This window comes from Janthinobacterium sp. J1-1, assembly GCF_030944405.1.
In the GTDB taxonomy this organism is placed as follows: domain Bacteria; phylum Pseudomonadota; class Gammaproteobacteria; order Burkholderiales; family Burkholderiaceae_D; genus Janthinobacterium.
In genome coordinates this window covers 3,631,727-3,652,072 of the sequence record NZ_CP132339.1, presented here as the reverse complement: position 1 = coordinate 3,652,072, position 20,346 = coordinate 3,631,727, and the positions used below count along the sequence as shown (strand labels likewise).

Here is a 20,346-nt window from a genome sequence, read left to right as displayed (position 1 = left end):
GAGCGCTGGATATCAATTTCAAGTACATGAAGGGTAACCATGTCAAAACTTTTCGACCCAGGTTATTACACTGAAGATGATTTACAGCATGCCGGTTTTCGCTGCCTCGGCAGCAATGTGCGCATAGCTAAAAACTGCATAGTTATCGGTATCGAAAATATCGAAATCGGCAACAATGTGCGCATTGACGGCTACAGCACACTTGTGGCTGCAGCTGGCCATATTCGCATAGGTAACTATGTGCATATCGGTGGCTACTGCTTCCTCTCCGGCAGCGCCGGCATTACGCTGAGCGATTTCTCTGGCTTATCGCAAGGCGTCCACCTGTACAGCAAGACCGACGATTATAGTGGCAAAAGCATGACCAATCCCACCGTACCGGAAGAGTTTACCAATTGCACAAGCGGTCCTGTGCATCTGGGTCGGCACGTCATCATTGGTTCTGGCAGCGTGGTTCTACCCAACGTGCTTCTTGACGAAGGCGTCGCCATCGGCGCCCTGACTCTTGTCAATAAGTCGCTAGCTGCTTGGGGAATCTATGCAGGTAGACCGGCAAGACTGATTAAAAGTCGCAACAGAAGTTTGTTGCTTGCTGAATCAAAATTATTAGCAAATTTGATATGACACATAAAACGCGAGAAAAATCCATTTATGTTACTCAACCAACATTGCCGCCGCTTAAAGAGTTTTTACCCTATCTTGAGAAAATTTGGAGCAATAAAATATTGACGAATTGTGGTCCATTCCATCAAGAATTAGAATCGGCACTAGCAGAGTATCTGGGTGTGAAACATATTTCACTGTTTGCCAACGGCACTTTGGCATTGATGACAGCGTTACAGTCATTGCGCATCGCCGGAGAAGTCATCACTACACCCTACTCTTTTGTGGCCACTGCCCATTCGTTGTTATGGAACGGTGTCAAACCAGTTTTTGTCGATATTGAGCCTGGCGGATTTAATATCGACCCCGCGAGGATCGAGGCGGCCATCACGCCGCACACCACCGCCATCATGCCAGTACATTGCTATGGACATCCATGTGATGTGAGCCGCATCGAAAGAATCGCCAGCAACTATGGACTGAAGGTCATCTATGACGCAGCGCATGCGTTTGGCGTGCAGTACGACGGCAACAGCGTACTGAATCAGGGAGATTTGTCTGTTCTGAGCTTCCATGCGACCAAAGTGTTCAACACATTCGAAGGCGGGGCAATTGTCTCTCCCAACGAGAAGACCAAGCGACATATCGACCATCTGAAAAACTTTGGAATTGTCGACGAGGTGACGGTGGTGGCACCCGGGATCAATGGAAAAATGAACGAAATCAGTGCGGCATTCGGGTTGCTGCAATTGCAAAATATCGACAGCGCCCTACAAAAGCGCGCGGCAATCGATGCACAGTACCGCGCCGGCCTTAGTACCGTTGCCGGCATCGTTTGTCCCTCCGCACCCTCAGGAGCAGTGACCAATCATTCCTATTTCCCGATCCTGGTTCAACCGGGCTATCGCATCAGCCGCGACGCACTGTTCCAGAAACTGCGTGACGCCGACATATATGCTCGGCGCTATTTCTATCCACTCATCAGTGAGTTCCCCATGTATCGTGGAATGCCGTCAGCTACCAGCAGTAACCTGCCGGAGGCGTCCCGCATGGCCTCCCAGGTTATTTGCCTGCCAATCTACCCCGACTTGTCAGATATCCAGCTAGAGAATATTCTGAACGTCATCAAAGACGTCTAGCCTCAATGCGGACCGTTCATCCTCGATCATCACCTCTTCTTCTTTGGCAAAAATTACTATGACCCAAGTAGCCAGTACAGGCAAACCCATCCTTATTTTTCCGGCCGGAATGCCCCGTTCCATCGAATACCTGGAACAGTGCCTGCGCAATGGCCAGCCGGTCCTCGGTTCGTCGTCAGTTGCCTACGATGTGGCAAAAGCCAGGTACCCAGCCTGGGCAGCCTTACCGTACATTACCGATCCCGCTTTCAACGATGCCTTGGTCGCATTGATTGCGGAACACGACATTGCAGGCATCTACACGCCGAACCTGGTCGCCTGGTCCTATCTGAACCGTGTGCTCAAAGTGATTGCGCCAAGCACGCCGCTGGTCAACGGCTCGCCTACGCAGGAAGAAGTCAGCGGCTACCACGCCGCAACGCGGCTTAGCCAGTATCTGCTGGAACGCTCCCTGTCGCTGGCGTCTGGCGTGCCGCAAAAGCCTTCGGCTACTGAACTTGAACTCAGTACACTGTTCCGTCACGCCAGTATTATCCCCGGGATGTGCGACGATGAAAAAATCGGAGCGTTGTGCGAAATCGCCCGTCACAGTGTGCAGGGCGACATTGTCGAAATTGGCAGCGCTTATGGCAAGTCGGCCTTCGTTTTGTCCCGCCTTGCTCGCCTGTATGACATAGGCAACACCCTCTGCGTCGATCCATGGAAAAACGAGTACCTCGTGCAGAATGACAAAGCCGGATTGGTCGACACTTATGTCAAAGAAATCAACAGTGACGAAATTTTGCGCGTTTTTGAAATGAGCTTGCTACCCTACAGCAACGGCAACGTTAACTATTTGCGATTGCCCTCGACGCATGCTGCACAACATTACGGCACAAACCACGAAGTGACCACTTCCTCCTTTGGCACCACTGCCTATTGTGGAAAGATAGCCATATTGCATGTCGACGGCAATCACAGCTACGACGCGGTACGCGATGATGTCGTGGTATGGAGCAGCCATGTCACCAAGGGGGGCTGGATCATCATTGATGATTACGTCTGGCCATATGGCGACGGGCCGCAACGGGTGGGGGATGAATTCTTGAATGAAAATAAAAACCGTCTCAGCTGTGTATTCGTGATGGGTACGGCGCTGTTCCTGCAGTTGCACTGAGGTCTGGACACATATGGAATCATCCACTCCACCATCGGCACGTAACGCGGTCCCCGCCAACGCAAGCCGCGCCAACAGCAAGGCTGACAAGGTCATCGCGGCGGCTATTGCCGATTATCGCAAGATGCAGTCAACGTTACCGAGAGACGCACAGGTTCATTACGCCATCGGCAATGCCTTATACCTCAGTGATAAATTTAATGATGCCGAGGCGGCCTTTCGACGGGCAATCGAGCTCAAGCCCGACCATATCGATGCACTGAAAGACTATGCAGCGCTGCTGCTAGGCCTTGATCGATACGATGAGTCGGCGGCTCACTACCGCGCCGCATCGCTGCTCGCCACCGAAGACGCGGCGGTATTCTGCGGCCTTGGCTCGGCTTTACAGGCAATGGGTGCACTGGACGATGCCCTGCTTGCCTATCAAAAAATGCTGGAATTGACGCCGGAGAGCGCCACTGCTCACAACAATATCGGATCAATTCTGCAAAATCAGGGACAGATAGAACTGGCAAAGCAGAGTTTTCTTCGCGCGCTGGAACTGGAACCAAACTTTACCGATGCCGTGTGCAATATGGGCGTGTGCATGCTGGGACTGGGCAACTTTGACGAGGCACTGGACTACACCAGGCGCGCCATCGCGCTGAACCCTGCACATTTGCAGGCACGCACAAATATCACTTCCATACTTTTCAGACAGGGGCGCAATGATGATGTGATAACGCAATGCCGTCTGGCACTAGAGACCAATCCGGACTGGAAATACATCCACAGCAATCTGCTGTTTTCCCTTGCCCATAGCGAACAATTAGCGCCTTCTGCGGTTTTTTCCGAGCATCTGCGCTACGCAGAACAATTTGAAGCGCCACAACGCGCCAACTGGCCGCAACACGCAAACGTGCGCGATCCCGAGCGCCGCCTGCGCATCGGCTTTGTCTCCGCCGATCTGTACAACCATGTTGTCGCAAGTTTCATTACGCCGGTATTTGAACATCTTCGCCATGCCACCGGGCTTGAACTGATCGTCTATGCCAACAGTCTGCATGACGATGAGTCAAGCCGACAGTTGAAAAAGCTGGTCAATATGTGGCAGCAAGTGGAAAAAATGAGCGATGAAAAATTCATTCAACTGATCATCGGCGACGGCATCGATATCCTGATCGACCTGTCCGGACATACCGGCGGCAACCGACTGCCAGTTTTTGCCGCCAAGCCAGCCCCTTTGCAGGCCAGCTGGATCGGCTACCCGATGACGACCGGACTGCAGGCGATGGATTACTATTTCAGCGACCGCTATTATTCGCCGCCGGGCCTGCTTGACGCACAATTTACCGAAAAACTGCTGCGCCTGCCGGCCAGCGCACCCTTTCTACCGCCCGCCGTTGCGCCAGCAATAAGCTCTCCGCCAGCACTGTGCAACGACCATATCACTTTTGGCAGTTTCAACCGCCCAAGTAAGATCAGTCAACAAGTCGTTGCCCGCTGGTCGAAATTATTGCTGGCATTGCCTGCCGCACGTATGGTCATGGCAGGCATGACCGACGAACATATTACTGCGTCCTTGCGCGGCTGGTTCGTTGCGGAAGGTATTGCCGACGAACGGATCGACTTCCATCGCCATACCCATATGGCAGATTACCTCAAGCTCCATGAACAGGTAGATATCTGTCTTGATACCTCGCCATACACTGGCGGCACAACCACGCTGTACGCGTTGTGGATGGGCGTGCCTACCCTGACCATGACAGGCCCGAGCCTGCCATGTCGGGTGGGCGCCACCATTATGTCGCAAGCAGACTTGCACGACTTCGTTGCCAGCGATGAAACAGACTTCATTGAGAAAGGTGTCAGGCTCGCAGCCGACGTGGCACACCTGGCCGCGATACGCAAACAGGCGCGTGCGCGCCTGAGCAACAGCGCTATCGGGCAGCCGGCACTGATCGCAGCCGGCCTCGATCATGCACTGCGCACCATCTGGCAGCGCTGGTGTAACGGCCTGCCGCCGATTTCTTTTGAGTCCGAACCTGAGCAAAGCGCCTTGATCGGGCGCGCCCGCAGCCATAAGGCCTTACATGAGGTCAATGTGGACGTTGCCTTGCCTCTGGCACTCGAGCATCATCAGGCAGGCCGACTGGAAGAAGCTGAAACGCTGTATCTGGCAATTCTACATGTGCAGTCTGACCACGCCATTGCCAACCACAATATGGGTTTGCTGGCCGGCCAGTTGGGCTACCACGAGGCAGCCTTGCCTTATTTTGACAAGGCACTGCAGTCTGCCAGCACCGAAGGCCACTTTCATTACTCCTACGCAAACGGTTTGTTGAAAGCAGGGCAATTGCAGCAAGCATTGACCGCCATCACCGCTGCCATCGAACAGGGACATGACAACATACAAATGCAGGCACTGCAACAACGCGTGCGCCAGTTGTCCGGCAACGATGACCATACCCCAAGCTCCGCAGAGGAAGAACAGCTGATTGCCCTGTTTGAAGCTGGCCGCCACGGGGAACTGGAAACAGCGGCGCAAGCGCTGGTAACACGTTATCCAGCATCAGGTTTTGCCTGGAGCGTGCTGGGTACTGCGCTGCAACTTCAAGGCAAGGATGCTTTGCAAACGCTGCTGCAGGCAGTACAACTGGCTCCCGGCGACGCTCAGGCGTGGAACAATCTTGGCAACGAATGGCAGGCTAAGGACAATTACAAAGAAGCAGTTGACTGTTACAGACATGCACTGGAACTCGAACCGGAATTCGCTGACGCGCAAGAAAATCTTGCCAGAGCACAGCATGCGCTCGGCCTGACAACCGATGCTACGAGTCATTTTCAAGGTCCGCTGGCGCAGGCATTGCAGAATGAAAACGCTGAAAAATAATTATCAGTGACACAATTATCAGCGCCATCAAGTCTGCAGTTGATCCTAAGATAAAGATTACCCCAGCTGCAAAGTCGCGGCAAACACAGGCACCGAATGAAAATTATTTTAAAAAATTTCCTTTAAGAATTTAATTTTTTCGAAGCAATGGTCGTCTTGTACTATTGAGAGCGCAAAAATGCTGCTCCGTACCGTAACCAAACAACTGGAGTATCTTTCATGCTGAGCCTTCACACTAACGCAGCGGCCTTGTCTGCACAAAATTCGATCTCGAAAACCCAACAATCGCTGTCGACGTCGATGACGCGCCTGTCCACCGGTTACCGCATCAACACGGCAATGGACGACGCTGCCGGCCTGCAAATTGCAACCCGCCTGAAAGCCCAAACCAGCGGTATGGCGATGGCCATGCGCAACACCCAAAACGCGACCTCGATGATCCAGACTGCCGACGGCGCGCTGAACGAAACCGTCAACATCCTGGTACGCATGAAAGACCTGGCGACCCAAGCTGCCGACGGTTCGTCGACCACTGACGATCAAAAAGCCATGCAAGCTGAATTCGACACGCTGACCAACGAACTGAGCAACGTTCTGGGCAATACTTCGTTCGCTGGCGCCAAGCTGATGTCCAAAGCAGCAACGACAGGCGAAAAGCAAGATGCGCTGAACAAAGCTACCGCTGATGGCCTGGTTGTTACCACCGCAACTACAGGCACTGCCGACCTTGCCGCCACAGCTGGTACCAAGTTGGCAGCAGCAGTGACCCTGAACAACGGCACGCCAAACGCGACCAATGCAGCTGCCGTAGTCACCGCAACGAACGATAAATTGAACGCCGACAAAGCCGACAAACTGGCCCGGGCAACTGCCGCAGCCTCGGCTGCATACAATACCGCCGCACAAAACAGCAACGCGGCCAATGACGGCAAATTCTCGGCCAATCTGCAATTCCAGATCGGCGCTTCGACCAGCGAAACGATGAGCTTTGACCTGTCGGCGCAACTGACCTCGATGCAAGGCGCCATCAAGGCCGCTACCGCCAACTTCAATACCTTCGGCGCCGCATCGAACGCCCCAGGTGCCGAACTGACTACGGCCTCCACGGCATCGGCTGCCATCGACAAGCTGCAAGCGGCGATTGACTCGGTCGGCACCTCGCGTTCGGCACTGGGTGCTGCTGGTAACCGTCTTGATAAAGTCTACAGCAATCTGTCGAACGTCAGCACCAACACCGCCGGCGCTGCTGGCCGCATCATGGATACCGACTTCGCGACCGAAAGCTCGAACATGACCGCGTCGCAAATGCTGCTGCAAGCTGGTACCGCCATGCTGAAACAAAGCAACAGCATGTCCTCGATGGTCATGTCCCTGCTGCAATAATAGTATTATTCTCCTGACCTGGCTCAGGTCAGGCAGACCAGAGCCAACTGCGCAAGCAGTTGGCTTTTTTTTCCTCCCAGGCGGGAAGAACAGCAATGGCGATAGACCGCATCTCCGCAGGCAATGCCCTGCCCCTGATTACGCAGCGCCTGGACGTCAGTGCGGCCACGCCGCTGACGCCCGGCGTGGTGCAGCCGCTGGTGCCCGTCGGCCCCTTCATGGCGCCGGCGCCCGATCTGCCGGCACAGCTGGCGCAGGCGCAAGATGGCCTGGCATCCCTGATCAAGCCGAATCCCGGCGACCCGGGACTGGGCGCCACCGCGCGCGACAGCAGCGCGATGCAGGTCAATCAATTATTCTTTACGCGCCAGCTGGTGTGGCAGCCGCCCGATGCGGCGCAGCTGGCCGCCTCCTGGCGCGTGATGGTGAAAACCTACGGCGAACAATATGCGGCGCTGCAGGAACACGCGCGCGGCCAGCACCTGCCAGGCACCCTGTTCATGACCGAGCCGCAGCCGGTGGCGCGCGCCTCCTTGCCGCTCGACACCGAAGCGTGGCGCTTTGCCGTCTACGGCTGGGGCGGCCAGCGCCTGCTGCTGCGCGTGCTGCCCGGCAACGAAGAGGACGCCGCGCCGCGCAAGCGCAACGGCAAGGTGGCGCTGCGGGTCGAACTGCTGATCGATGGCGTGGGGCGGGTGGTGATCCAGATGGAGCCGGCCAACGATGGCGTGCTGCTGGAACTGGCGTCCGATGACGAACTGGTCCTGGCGCACTTGCGCCGCATGCTGGCCGAGATCGCCGATTGCGTGCGCCAGGCCGGCCTGCGGCTGCTGCGCTGCCGCTTGAACCGCGTGCTGCATGCGCAGCCGGCGCACGCCGGCTATCCGATGCAGGCAGCCGCCAGCGCGCTGTCGCAGCCGCTGTTCCAGGCGATGGCCGGGGTGGCGTTGCTGCTGACGCGCCCGCCAGCGGAAGTGGCGCAGGATCCGGCCGGGCCGGAAGCTGCGCCGGCGGTGCCGGAAGAGCCGGTGATCATGTCAAAGGAAGTGGCGGCGCCGAAGGACTACTGGGGCGACGCCACGCTGGAAGAAATCGTGCTGCCGGCCGATGCGCCGGAACCGGCACTACTCACGCCCATCGACGAGCAGGATTGACTTATCCTACGGTGCCGATGATGCTCACTTCGCGGTTTTCCGGGATCTCGTTATACGACAGCACGTGCAGGCCCGGCGCGAACAGGCGCGCATAGCGCGCCAGCAGCGGACGGATCTGCGGCAGCACCAGCAGCAGCGGCGGCGTGGCCTGCTGCTTCATCTGTTCGCGCGCGACCGGCATGTTCACCTGCAGCTGCGACAGCAGATGCGGGTCGATCGGGTAGTTGTCCAGTGTCACCTTGCCGGACTGGCGCGCCTGGTTCAAGGAACCCAGCAGCATGTTTTCCAGCTCGCCGCCCAGGTTGAACGCCTGCATTTCCATCTTCTGGCCGAACAGGCCGCCGACGATCTGGCGCCGCAGCGCGCAGCGCACTTCGGCCGCCAGCAGGATCGGATCCTTGGTCGTCTCCGAACTGTCGAGCAAGGTGGTGGCGATCGGCACAATATCCTTCAAGGACACATTCTCGGCCAGCAGCACGCGAAATACCCGCAGCAGCTGGGTGTGCGTCAGCGCCTTGTCGAGCGAAGCCGCCAGTTTCGGCGACAGCGCCGTCAGGCGTTCCATCATGTTCGAGACGTCTTCATGGCGGAACAGTTCCGGCAGGTACTCGCGGATCATCTTCGACAGGTGGGTGGCGATAACGCTGGGCGCCTCGATCACCTGGTAGCCCATGCCCAGCGCATGCGCCTTGGCGCCCGGTTCGATCCAGGTGACGGGCATGCCGTAGGCCGGCTCGATGCCGGGAATGCCGTCGAGCTGGCCATACACATTGGGCGACGGGATCGCCATCAGGCGGTCGGCCTGCACTTCGGCCTGGGCCACCACCGTACCGGACAGCATGATGGTGTATTGCGAGGGTTTCAGCGCCAGGTCGTCGCGCACGCCGATCTGCGGCAGCAGCAGGCCCATCGCTTCGGACAGGCTCTGGCGCACGCCCTTGACGCGCTTGTTGAGCGGCTCGCCCTGGGTCTTGTCGACCATGCCAACCAGCTTGTAGCCGAGCATCACCATCAGCGGCTGTACGGCCGGCAACTGTTGCCATTCCAGCTCGGCTGGCTTGTCGCCGAGCAAGGCCGCTTCGATGGCCGCCATGCCGGAGTTATCGGGTGCCTTGATGCGCTGCTGCGTGAGGCGCCAGGCAACAAACGCAAGCACCGCCGCAAACGTCATGAACATGAACCACGGCATGCCCGGGATCAGGGCCAGCGCCACCATCATGCCGGACGCGCTGAAGATCACGGTCGGCGAGGTCAGGACCTGGCCCGCCACCTGCTGCTCGAAGTCGCCCGAATCGCTGATGCGGGTGACCAGGATGGCGGCCGCGGCCGACAACAGCAGCGCCGGGATCTGCGCCACCAGGCCATCGCCGATGGTCAGCAAGGCGTACTGGCGGAAAGCGTCGCCGAACGACAGGTCGTGCATCAGCGAGCCGATCGCCACGCCGCCGACCATGTTGATGATCAGAATCAAGATACTGGCGACGGCGTCGCCGCGCACGAATTTCGAGGCGCCGTCCATGGCGCCATAGAAGTCCGCTTCGGCGGCCACGTCCTTGCGGCGGATCTGGGCTTTTTCCTGGTTGATCAGGCCGGCGTTCAGGTCGGCGTCGATCGCCATCTGCTTGCCCGGCAAGGCGTCCAGCGTAAAGCGCGCCGACACTTCGGAAATCCGCTCCGCGCCCTTGGTCACCACCGCGAAGTTGATGATCATCAAAATCACGAAGACCACGATACCGACCACGAAGTTGCCGCCGATCACCACGTTACCGAACGCTTCGATCACTTTACCGGCCGCGTCCGCGCCCGTATGGCCATGCAGCAGCACCACCCGCGTCGAGGCCACGTTCAGGGTCAGCCTCAGCATGGTGGTGGCCAGGATCACCGTCGGGAAGACCGAGAAATCGAGCGGCCGCTTGGCCGAGACGCTGACCAGGATGACGATCAGGGCCAGCACGATATTGAAGGTGAACAGGATATCGAGCAGCACCGGCGGCAGCGGCAAGATGATCATTGCCAGGATCACCAACAGGAACATCGGTGTGGCGAACTTGTGGCGGCGCATCTCGGCAACCAGTCGGTTCAGGAAATTCATGACGGTACAACCTCGCTCAGATTCGATGGCACTGCCATCTCGGTGGGTAACAGGGGCTGGGCAGCGCGCTGCCCCGACCGGAATGCTTTCAGTTGCAGGATGTAGTTCAGCACCTGCGATACGGCCTGGTACAGCTGCACGGGAATCTGCTGCTGCACCTGGCTGGTGTTATAGATGGCGCGCGCCAGCGGCGGCAGCTCGAGTGTTTCAATATTGTGCTCTTTTGCCACTTGCCGGATATACAGCGCCATTTCATCGACGCCCTTGGCCACCACGAACGGCGCCTCGGCACGGTCCTGGTCGTACTTGAGGGCCACCGCATAATGCTCCGGATTGACGATCACCACGTCGGCGTCGGGCACCGTCTTGCGCACGCTGCGCCGGCCCAGCTGCTGCTGCAACTGGCGGATGCGCTGACGCACTTCGGGCCGCCCTTCGCTGCTCTTGTGCTCTTCCTTCACATCCTGCTTGCTCATGCGCTGATTCTTGGCAAAGAAGAACGCCTGCGCCGGCACGTCGATGATGGCGAACAGGATAAACACGGAAATGAGCGCCATCAGGCCGTCGAGCATCAGCGCCGAGCCGTCGAGCATGGCCTGCTGCAATGGCCGGTGCTGCAGGTCCACGTATTGCGCCAGGCTGGAGCGGCTGACATGCACCAGCACCATGCCCAGCACCACGGCCTTGGCGATCGAGATGCCGAACTCGAAGCCATGCTTGGGGCTCACCAGCCGTCCCAGGTTTTTCGCCGGACTCAGGCGCTCCATTTTCGGCATCCAGTTCTTGGTGCTGATCACCCAGCCGCCCGGGACCAGGGAGCCCAGCACGACAAAAAACGGCACGCAGAACAGCGGCAGGATCATCTTGATCAACAGGCCGACCGAGGTGGTGAACGCGGTCGACATGGCATTGTCGAGCGCGCCCGTACTGTCGAGCGGCATGAAGGACATCGCGAACAGCTCGCGAAAGCTTTCCAGGTAGCCCGGCAGCAGGTACACGAACAGCTTCATGCTGATCAGGATGCCGAGCGCCGTCGACAGATCGCGCGAGCGCACCACCTGCCCTTCCTGGCGCGACTTCTTCAGCTTCTGCTGTGACGCCTTTTCGGTCTTGTCGCCGGTGCTGCTATCCGCCATGGGCCACCCGCATCTGTTGTTGAATCATGTCGAGCACGCGGTTGGTCATGGCGATATAGTGCTCGGGAATGAATTTCACGATCTGCGCCAGCATCAGCAGGCCAAACACGGTAATCATGGAAAAGCCCAGCGAAAACAGGTTCAGCGACGGCGCCACGCGGTTCAGGAAACCGAAACCCAGTTGTACCACCATGGTGGAAAACACGATCGGCAGGGCCAGCAGCATGGCGGCGGCAAAGATCCACGAGACGTTGTAGGCCACCGTCTGCAGCAGCATCGGTCCATAGCCCTGCCCCACCGGCCAGGCCTTGAAGCTGGCGCCGATCACGCCGGTCAGCACCAGGTGGCCGTCGATGGCGAAAAACACGATCATGCACATGATGGTGAGCAGCCCCGAAATCACGTCCGACGAGGTGCCGTTGAGCGGGTCGTTCATGACGGCCATCGAAAAACCCACCTGGCTCGACACCAGGAAACCCAGCACCGACATCACCGACATGGCGAAGTGAAACGCCAGGCCCAGGATAAAGCCGATCACGGCCTGCTCCAGGGTGGCGACGATGGCGTACAGCGAAAACGGATCGATGCTCAAGAGTTCACGCGACGCGCCCGAGGCCTGCATCACCGGCAGCATCAGGATCGCCAGGATCAGCGACAACAGGATGCGCACGGTGACCGGCACGGTGACGTCGCCGATCACGGGCGAGGCGCTGAGCATGGCCAGGATGCGGCAGAACGGCCACCATACAGCCAGCAGGAACGGCAGCACCTGGTTGAAAATCTCGTTCATGCGCCCGCCCGCTAGCCGACCAGGGTGGCGGCGCGCTGAAAAATCGACACGCAATAATCCATCAGATAGCCCGACATCCAGCGCCCGGCCAGGATCAGCGCCAGCAGGGTGACCAGCAGCCTGGGCAAAAAGCTCAGCGTCTGCTCATTGATCTGCGTGGCGGCCTGCACCAAGGCCACGACCAGCCCCATCAGCAAACCGGGGACGACCAGCACCACGACCAGCAGCATGACAATGTGCAGCGCTTCGATGACCAGGTCAACGGCAACTTCCGGCGTCAGCATTTAATAGGCCTGTATGCTGGTGACCAGCGTGTTGACAGTCAGGGTCCAGCCATCGACCAGCACGAACAGCAGCAGCTTGAACGGCAACGAGATGACCAGCGGCGAGAGCATCATCATGCCCATCGCCATCAGCACCGAGGCCACCACCAGATCGATGATCAGGAAGGGAATGAACAGCATGCAGCCGATCTGGAAGGCGGTCTTCAATTCCGACAGCACGAAGGCGGCCAGCTTGACGGTAAAACTGTGATCCTGCGGGCGCATGGTCGACGGCTCGCCGGCCAGGTGGGCGATCTGCGCCAGCGCCGCCTTGCTCGTCTGCGCCAGCATGAAGCGGGTGATCGGCACTTCGGCCGTTTTCAGGGCCTGCTGCAGGCCGATCTGGTCGCGGTCGTACGGCACGAACGCCTCTTTCCACACCTGTTCGCCGATCGGGCGCATCACCAGCAGGGTCAAGATCAGGGCGATGCCGGTGACGATACGGTTGGGCAAGCCCTGCTGCAGGCCCAGGGCCTGGCGCAGCAGGGACAGCACGATCACGAAACGGGTGAAACTGGTCATCATCATGACCATCAAGGGCAACAGGCCCAGCAAGGTCATGATGACCAGGATCTGCATCTTGACCGACAGGTCGGTCTTTGCGCCAGGCACCACGCCGGCCAGCAGATCCTGTGCGCCGGCGCTGGCGCACGCCAGCATCAGCAAGGGCACGGCGGCCGCCGCGGCCAGCGCGCCGCGGTGGCGGCGCCAGCCGGTTACCGCCAGCTTCATGCTGTCATCAGATCGAGATTGAGGCCATCGAGATCGATTACCTTCAGGCCGTAGTTTTCACCGGCCACCACCACCTCGGCACGGCCGATCGGCGTGCCGTTGACCTTGATCACCAGCGGTTCGCCGGCCAGCATGTCGAGTTCGATCACACTGTCCGGGCCGATCGCCATCAGCTCTTCGAGCGAGATGCGGGCCGAGCCCACTTCCAGGGTCAGGGTGACGGGAATCTTGCGCATCATCTGCGGAATGTCGCGCCGCGCGCGCGTGCTGGTCACGTCGCTCACGCCGTTCACATCGCCCTGGTCGATGATCATGTCATCGCCCAGGTCTTCCAGCAAGGTTTCGCTCTGGTTGGTATCGGTAATATTCATATTATTCAACATCTTCAAATGAGGTTAGACAGAGCTTGCCCTTGTGTTCGGAAACGGCGGCCGTAAACAGCCGTGAATCGTCGAGCATCACATCGGTGCGGCTGAGGCTGACGGGAATCACGTCGCCCACCCGCAGGTCGAACAAGGCGCCCAGTTGCACCTGCTTGCTGACCAGGCGCCCTTCCAGCGTCACCTGCAAGCGCGAAGCGAGCGGGCGCACGCTGCGCAGCGCCTTTTTCGCCTGCGCGCGTTCGGGCAGCAGGCCACGCAACACGTCGGCCATCAATGGCTTGTCGAGAGAAAACCAGATTTGTCCGGCCAGGCCGGCTTCTGCATCGCTGAGCGAGATGGTGACGATCCAGCTGCCGCGCGCGGGGCGCACGCCGGGCTGCACCGCCAGCACTGCCGCCGGATCGATGCTGCTCGCCTTGCCGACCGCCTGCAGGTTATTGTGGATGCGCGCAAACAGGCTGGCAATCAATTGTTGTCCCAGCACCACAGCCAGGCGCTCTTCGGTGGCCGTCACGCGCACGGTGGCCGGATCGGCCGCCACGCTCTTCGTGCCGGCGCGGCCGTAGCGATAATTCAGTACGTGCAGCAGGATCTGGCGGTCCAGCGAAAAGCCGGCCTGGCCGGCCGGCGAGGCAAAGGCGAGCCAGCGGTTGCTGTTGTCTTCGTTGTCCACGCGCGACAGGCTGACGTCGTCGATCTGGAAATTACCCCAGTAGCGGCGGCTCATCGGCAGGCGCAGTCCGCTTGCCAGGTCGTCGCGCAACTGGGCGCCGAAGACGTGCAACAAGTGGACAGGACGCCCAAGCAGACAGGAATCGAGGACTTGATGGCGCAAAGTTTGATCTGTCTTGGTAGTTATCATGTGGGTCATGTCGGTATTGCGATGGCAGAACAAATTATACGGGATCGTCCGGTCTTGCATACAGCGGATATACAGCGTCACTCGCCATTACCGGCGGAATCGGAACAGAAAAGGCAAGCGCTCGCTATGCTGCAACGCAATGCACGAGCAAACGATTGCGCCTTTCGGATTATCTTAGTTCTCCACGGTGCTGAACAATACAGTAAATCGATACATATTGCCATGAGTCAATATTGGCGAGGGCAATCCGTCCTTTACTTTATAGTTGCCGCGAGGTAAGCTTGCGACCATAAAATATCGCTTTGCAGCACGCCATTCCACCTCGCCGATTTCCGCTTTGATGACAATTTGATTTTGTTTGATATTGCCGTCAAATGCCGTTTTTATCGGCTGACTATTATTGTCATGGCCTGCAGACATATTGCATACGACAGTGTGAGTTTGCTTGAAAATCGTTCTCGCAGTGCGTGGCGTGGCAACTGATAAAACTGATGGGTCCGATAACACCGGGCCAGGCGACATGGCAACACCAGTAATTCTGATTGATACCGCACCGCATTTTGAAAGTAGAGGGCAAGATGAGCAATGAACTCGCAGGTCTGATCAAGGCCGACCTGGCAGCACTGGGCAACGATGCGCGCGCGCTGGGAGCCAGCATCGCGCCGGCCGCCAACTTTGGCGCGCAGGAACCGTCAGGCTTTTCCTTTGCGCAAAGCATGCAGGATGCCTTCAGCAAGATCAACACCGATGAACGCATGGCCGCGCAAAAGGTCAGCGATGTCGACAGCGGCAAGAGCGACGACCTGGTCGGCGCCATGCTGGCCAGCCAGGAAGCGAGCCTGTCCTTTTCCATGTTGATGCAGGTACGCAACAAGGTCATGGGCGCCGTCGATGAATTGATCAAACTGCCTCTGTAATACGCTTACCCCCACGCCCAGCCTCCAAGCGAAAGTCATTCCACGTGATTACCCCCATGAAGTCCGCATTTGCGCGCTGGCGCCTTGGCGCCCAGCCCGCCGTTCCACCCGCCCTGCTGAAAAACCTGGTTCCCATCGTTGTCCTGGCCATCGGCATTACAGCCATGGTGATGATGTATTTCTGGCGCGACCAGGCCAACTACAAGCCGGTGTTCGGCGCGCGCGAAAAAGTGGCGGTCACCGACATGATGGCGACCCTGGACGCCGAACACATTCCGTACCGCCTGCATCCGGATAGCGGCCAGGTGCTGGTGCCCGACGCCATGCTGGGCAAGGTGCGCATGCTGCTGGCCTCGAAAGGCGTGACGGCGCAACTGCCGGCCGGCCTGGAGCTGATGGACAAGAACGACCCGCTGGGCGTGTCGCAATTCGTGCAGGACGTGCGCTTCCGGCGCGGCCTGGAAGGCGAGCTGGCGCAAAGCATCATGACCATGGATGCGATCGCCTCGGCGCGCGTGCACCTGTCGATCGCCAAGTCGACCTCGTTCGTCGCCAGCGATGGCGACAAGTCGTCGGCCTCGATCGTGGTGGCGGTGAAACCGGGCCGCACCCTGGCGCCGGAACAGATCGCCGCCGTGATCAACATGGTGGCCGGCAGCGTGGCCAGCCTGGCGCCGACCCGCGTCAGCCTGGTCGACCAGGGCGGCAACCTGCTGTCCTCGCATATCGACCTGGCCGACGGCTTCGACGCCTCGGCCGCCGGCAACGAAGGCGCCAAGCGCTACCAGGATGAAATCCGCCGCAATATCACCGGCCTGCTCGGCCCGGTCCTCGGCGAAGACAATTTCAAGCTCAGCGTGACGGCCGCGGTCGACAATGACCGGGTCGAGGAAACCCTGGAAAAATACGGCGAAGCGCCGAAAGTGACCAGCGAGGCGATGCGCGAGGAGCAGGAGCGCAACCGCACCGTGGCCGGCATTCCGGGCAGCCTGTCGAACCGGCCGCCGGCCGCCGCAGTGCCGGCCCCGGCCGGTGAAGCGGGCGCCGATGGCGGCGCACCGAAACCGGCCGACGACGGCACCGCCCGCAAGAATGCCACCACCCGCCAGTACGCCTATGACCGCAGCATCACGCAGATCAAGCGCAGCCGTGGCCGACTGGAAAAACTCAGCGTGGCCGTCGTGCTCAACAGCGCCGCCGCGCCCGACGCCAAGGCCGGCTGGACGCCGGCCGAACTGGCGAATATCGAAAAAATGCTGCGCAGCGGCCTGGGCATCAATGCCCAGCGCGGCGACAGCCTGAGCCTGACCACCCTGCCCTTCCCTGCCAAACAGCCAGTGGCGCAATGGTGGGAAGAACGCGATACTGTGGTCGACTTCAGCAGCTGGCTGCTGTACGCACTGGGCGCCGTGCTCGGTTATTTCCTGGTCCTGCGGCCGCTGCTGCGCCTGCTGACCAGCCGCCTGGCGCCACCGGAACTGAAGCAGCTCGATCCCGCCCTGGCGCTGCCCGGCAACGGCCTGCCCGCCGCCGCTACCGGCACGGCGGGCAGCGCAGCGGCCGTGCCGGCGCTGGGCGCCGCACCCGGCGCGCCGGCACTCGAAGGCGCGGCGGCTGCCGGCGGCAACATGCCGGTGGTGCCGCTGCTGGAAAACTACAACCTGCCACCGCCCGGTTCGGCCGTCGACGTGATGGTCGACCACTTGAAAGTGCTGGCGGAAAAAGAACCGGAACGTGTCGCCGAAGTCGTCAAACAATGGATGCAGAAAAATGGCCGAACTCAACAACAATAATTTCCCTGACGAACAGGACGATGAAAACACCCGCCTGACGCCGGTCGAGCAGGCGGCCATCGTGCTGCTGAGCATAGGCGAAGAACAGGCGGCCGCCGTGCTGCGCTGCCTGTCGCGCGAAGAGTTGCTGGAAGTGACGCAGGTGATGTCGCGCATGAGCGGCATCAAGGTCGAAGCCGTGAAGACCGCCATGCAGACCTTTTTCGACGACTACCGCCAGCAAAGCGGCGTGCATGGCGCCTCGCGCAGCTACCTCAAGCGCTCGCTCGACCTGGCGCTGGGCAGCGATATCGCGAATAGCGTGCTGAACAATATCTACGGCGATGCGATCCGGCCGAAAATGGCGCGCCTGCAATGGGCCTCGCCGAAGTGGCTGGCCGAATACATCGTCAACGAACACGTGCAGATGCAGGCCGTGTTCCTGGCCTTTTTGCCGCCGGCGCTGGCCGGCCAGATCCTCGACGCGCTGCCGGTGGAAGGGCGCGACCTGGTGCTGCTGAACCTGGCGCGCCTGGACGAAATCGACCGCGACCTGCTGGTCGAACTGGACGAACTGGTGGGCCGCTGTCTGGGCACGCTCGACACCCAGAGCACCAGCGTGGAAGGCATTCGCCAGACCGCCGAAATCCTCAACCGCATGCCGGGCAACCGCGCCGCGCTGGTGGAATTGCTGCGCGCGCATGATCCGGAAGTGGTCTCGGAAATCGAACTGAGCATGTACGACTTCCTGATCCTGGCCACGCAAAGCGATGTCACGCTCACGCGCATCCTGGAAGACGTGCCGATGGAACAGTGGGCCATCGCCCTCAAGGGCGCCGAGCCGGCTATCCGCGACGCGGTGCTGAAAACCATGCCGCGCCGCCAGGCGCAAAGCTTCGAGGACATGATGCGCCGCTCGGGTCCGGTGCCGATGTCGCGCATCGAACAGACGCGCCAGGAAATCATGGCCACCGTCAAGGGACTGGCCGACGCCGGCGAAATCGAAGTTCAACTGTTTGCCGAGGCGGTGATCGAATGAAGCCTTTCCGCACCTACCGGTTTCCGCCGCTGTCGCAATTCATCGCCGCCGGCCAGCGTTCGAGCTCCGAAGATACCGACGGCCAGTGGCAGGCGTCCGTCTCGGAAGGCTTCGAGCAAGGCCAGCGCGACGGCTATGAAGTGGGCCTGGTGCGCGGCCAGCAGGATGGCTACGACTCGGGCCGCAACGACGGCGTGGTCCAGGGCCGCGAAGAAGGCCGCAATGAAACCCTAGTGGCGCTCGACAAGCTGGCGCGCCCGGTCGACGCGATCCTGCGCGACCTGAAGAAAGTACGGGCCGACTACCGCGCCGCCCAGCGCAAGGAAGTGGTCGACCTGGTGGCCAAGGTGGCACGCCAGGTGATCCGCGCCGAACTGGCGCTGCAGCCGGTGCAGTTGCTGGCCCTGGTCGACGAGACCCTGGCCTCGATGCCGCCGACGCGCGAGGAAATCGACGTCTACCTCAATCCCGAAGAATTGAAACGCATCAGCGAACTCGATCCGAAGCGCGCCAAGCGCTGGAACCTGATCGCCGATGCGCGCCTTGACGCCGGCGAATGCCGCATCAAGGCCGGCGACAATGAAGTCGACGCCGGCTGCCATCAGCGCCTGGCCGCCTGCATGGACCAGGTCAGCAGCCACCTGGCGCTGGCCGCCGAACACGCCGACCAGGGCGCGCCTGCATGATCGCCGACACGCTGCGCAGTTTCGAGATCGGCGATATCCCGGTGGCCACGCCCACCGGGCGCCTGGTGGGCGCTTCCGGCCTGCTGCTGGAAAGCGCCGGCTGCAAGCTGCACACGGGCCAGCGTTGCCAGATCGAAACTGTCAGCGGCGAATGGCTGGACGCGCAAGTGGTCGGCTTTCGCGAAAAAGTCTCCTACCTGATGCCGTTCAAGAAAGCCGCCGGCCTCACCACCGGCGCGCGCGTGCTGCCCCTGCCCGACAAGGCCAGCCTGCAGATCGGGCCGTCTTGGCTGGGCCGCATGATCAACGGCCTGGGCGAGCCGATCGACGACCTGGGCCGCCTTGGCGGCGAGCATATCCTCGACGTCTCGCCGCCGAAGATAAATCCCCTGAAGAAGCAGCCGGTGGTCGAACCGCTCGACGTCGGCGTGCGCGCCATCAACAGCATGCTGACCCTGGGCAAGGGCCAGCGCGTGGGCCTGATGGCCGGCTCCGGAGTGGGAAAAAGCGTGCTGCTGGGCCTGATCACGCGCCAGACCGTGGCCGACGTGGTGGTGGTCGGCCTGATCGGCGAGCGCGGCCGCGAGGTGCGCGAATTCGTCGAAAAGTCGCTCGGCGCGGAAGGCTTGAAAAAGGCCGTGCTGGTGATCGCCCCGGCCGATGAGTCGCCGCTGATGCGCATCATGGCCACCGAGCTGTGCCACTCGATCGCCGCGCATTTCCGCGACCAGGGCCAGCACGTGCTGCTGCTGGTCGATTCGCTGACGCGCTATGCCATGGCCTTGCGCGAAGTGGCGCTGGCCCTGGGCGAGCCGCCGGCCACGCGCGGCTATCCGCCGTCGGTATTTTCGAATCTGCCGCAACTGGTGGAAAGCGCCGGCAACGGCGCCCACGTCGACGGCAGCATGAGCGCCATCTACACCGTGCTGGCCGAAGGCGACGACCAGCAGGATCCGGTGGTCGACACGGCGCGCGCGATTCTCGACGGCCATATCGTGCTGACGCGCGAACTGGCCGAGCGGGGCCACTACCCCGCCATCGACGTGGCCGCCTCCATCAGCCGCTGCATGGCGCAAGTCATCCAGCCTGGCCACATGCAGGCGGCGCGCGGACTGAAGGCGGCCATGGCGCGCCATGCGCGCGTGCGCGACCTGATCCCGCTGGGCGCGTATGTGCCGGGCGCCGATCCGATCACCGACCGCGCGGTGCAGCTGCATCCGCAGATCGAAGCGTTCCTGTGCCAGGGCACCAAGGAAGAAGCGCCGATGGGGCCCTGCATTACCCAACTTGAACAAATCATGTCCTAG

At 60.3% G+C, this 20,346-nt stretch carries 19 protein-coding genes; 11 read left to right on the top strand and 8 right to left on the bottom strand.

The features are described 5' to 3' along the window. Window positions 1-39: 39 nt before the first annotated feature. From Q8L25_RS16610 to Q8L25_RS16585, 6 genes are all read left to right on the top strand, one after another. Window positions 40-624, top strand: a complete 585-nt coding sequence (locus Q8L25_RS16610; RefSeq protein WP_308920411.1) for an acyltransferase — start codon at window positions 40-42, stop codon at window positions 622-624. Beyond that, entirely contained in the window at window positions 621-1,742 is a 1,122-nt protein-coding gene (locus Q8L25_RS16605) for a DegT/DnrJ/EryC1/StrS family aminotransferase (protein ID WP_308920410.1), read from the top strand. Before Q8L25_RS16610 ends, Q8L25_RS16605 begins: the two co-directional genes overlap by 4 nt. Before the next feature lie 58 nt (window positions 1,743-1,800). Beyond that, window positions 1,801-2,898 carry a class I SAM-dependent methyltransferase gene (locus tag Q8L25_RS16600; RefSeq protein ID WP_308920409.1) on the top strand — a complete coding sequence of 366 codons (1,098 nt, stop codon included), beginning with the start codon at window positions 1,801-1,803 and terminating at the stop codon, window positions 2,896-2,898. A gap of 13 nt (window positions 2,899-2,911) precedes the next feature. Beyond that, window positions 2,912-5,770: a tetratricopeptide repeat protein gene (locus Q8L25_RS16595; protein WP_308920408.1), complete on the top strand. Its 2,859-nt coding sequence runs from the start codon at window positions 2,912-2,914 to the stop codon at window positions 5,768-5,770. Window positions 5,771-5,989: 219 nt separating this feature from the next. Next, the gene (locus tag Q8L25_RS16590; protein ID WP_308920407.1) at window positions 5,990-7,153 is read left to right on the top strand and encodes a flagellin; all 1,164 of its coding nucleotides are present in this window, start codon (window positions 5,990-5,992) and stop codon (window positions 7,151-7,153) included. Window positions 7,154-7,248: 95 nt separating this feature from the next. After that, entirely contained in the window at window positions 7,249-8,307 is a 1,059-nt protein-coding gene (locus tag Q8L25_RS16585; RefSeq protein ID WP_308920406.1) for a hypothetical protein, read from the top strand. Window position 8,308: 1 nt separating this feature from the next. On the opposite strand, the gene Q8L25_RS16580 is transcribed toward Q8L25_RS16585, so the two are convergent. The 8 genes from Q8L25_RS16580 to Q8L25_RS16545 all read right to left on the bottom strand — a co-directional run bounded on the left by Q8L25_RS16580 (window position 8,309) and on the right by Q8L25_RS16545 (window position 15,147). After that, entirely contained in the window at window positions 8,309-10,399 is a 2,091-nt protein-coding gene (locus Q8L25_RS16580; RefSeq protein WP_308920405.1) for a flagellar biosynthesis protein FlhA, read from the bottom strand. After that, complete coding sequence (locus Q8L25_RS16575; protein WP_308920404.1) at window positions 10,396-11,535, bottom strand: flagellar type III secretion system protein FlhB; 1,140 nt, start codon at window positions 11,533-11,535, stop codon at window positions 10,396-10,398. Before Q8L25_RS16575 ends, Q8L25_RS16580 begins: the two co-directional genes overlap by 4 nt. Next, window positions 11,525-12,325: a flagellar biosynthetic protein FliR gene (locus Q8L25_RS16570; RefSeq protein ID WP_308920403.1), complete on the bottom strand. Its 801-nt coding sequence runs from the start codon at window positions 12,323-12,325 to the stop codon at window positions 11,525-11,527. The genes Q8L25_RS16575 and Q8L25_RS16570 overlap by 11 nt, the downstream gene beginning before the upstream one ends. Before the next feature lie 11 nt (window positions 12,326-12,336). Then, on the bottom strand, window positions 12,337-12,609 hold the full coding sequence (locus tag Q8L25_RS16565) for a flagellar biosynthetic protein FliQ (RefSeq protein ID WP_094440865.1): 273 nt from the start codon (window positions 12,607-12,609) through the stop codon (window positions 12,337-12,339). Beyond that, a complete protein-coding gene (gene fliP, locus Q8L25_RS16560) occupies window positions 12,610-13,380 on the bottom strand; it encodes a flagellar type III secretion system pore protein FliP (protein WP_308920402.1) in 771 nt (256 codons plus the stop codon). Next, window positions 13,377-13,751, bottom strand: coding sequence for a FliM/FliN family flagellar motor switch protein (locus tag Q8L25_RS16555; RefSeq protein WP_308920401.1), 375 nt, complete (start codon window positions 13,749-13,751; stop codon window positions 13,377-13,379). Before Q8L25_RS16555 ends, fliP begins: the two co-directional genes overlap by 4 nt. Window position 13,752: 1 nt before the next feature. Beyond that, window positions 13,753-14,550 carry a FliM/FliN family flagellar motor switch protein gene (locus Q8L25_RS16550; RefSeq protein WP_308920400.1) on the bottom strand — a complete coding sequence of 266 codons (798 nt, stop codon included), beginning with the start codon at window positions 14,548-14,550 and terminating at the stop codon, window positions 13,753-13,755. 249 nt (window positions 14,551-14,799) lie between these two features. Beyond that, window positions 14,800-15,147 carry a hypothetical protein gene (locus Q8L25_RS16545; RefSeq protein WP_308920399.1) on the bottom strand — a complete coding sequence of 116 codons (348 nt, stop codon included), beginning with the start codon at window positions 15,145-15,147 and terminating at the stop codon, window positions 14,800-14,802. A gap of 56 nt (window positions 15,148-15,203) precedes the next feature. Here Q8L25_RS16545 and Q8L25_RS16540 point away from each other — a divergent pair, with 56 nt between their 5' ends. Genes Q8L25_RS16540 through fliI form a run of 5 tightly spaced genes read left to right on the top strand, consistent with a single transcriptional unit; the run spans window position 15,204 to window position 20,346 of the window. Then, window positions 15,204-15,542 carry a flagellar hook-basal body complex protein FliE gene (locus Q8L25_RS16540; RefSeq protein ID WP_308920398.1) on the top strand — a complete coding sequence of 113 codons (339 nt, stop codon included), beginning with the start codon at window positions 15,204-15,206 and terminating at the stop codon, window positions 15,540-15,542. A 56-nt stretch (window positions 15,543-15,598) separates the two neighbouring features. Further along, window positions 15,599-17,335 carry a flagellar basal-body MS-ring/collar protein FliF gene (gene fliF, locus Q8L25_RS16535; protein ID WP_308920397.1) on the top strand — a complete coding sequence of 579 codons (1,737 nt, stop codon included), beginning with the start codon at window positions 15,599-15,601 and terminating at the stop codon, window positions 17,333-17,335. Next, complete coding sequence (locus tag Q8L25_RS16530) at window positions 17,313-18,353, top strand: flagellar motor switch protein FliG (protein WP_308920396.1); 1,041 nt, start codon at window positions 17,313-17,315, stop codon at window positions 18,351-18,353. The genes fliF and Q8L25_RS16530 overlap by 23 nt, the downstream gene beginning before the upstream one ends. After that, window positions 18,350-19,039, top strand: coding sequence for a flagellar assembly protein FliH (gene fliH / locus Q8L25_RS16525; RefSeq protein WP_308920395.1), 690 nt, complete (start codon window positions 18,350-18,352; stop codon window positions 19,037-19,039). Before Q8L25_RS16530 ends, fliH begins: the two co-directional genes overlap by 4 nt. Continuing rightward, window positions 19,036-20,346: a flagellar protein export ATPase FliI gene (gene fliI, locus Q8L25_RS16520; protein WP_308920394.1), complete on the top strand. Its 1,311-nt coding sequence runs from the start codon at window positions 19,036-19,038 to the stop codon at window positions 20,344-20,346. Before fliH ends, fliI begins: the two co-directional genes overlap by 4 nt.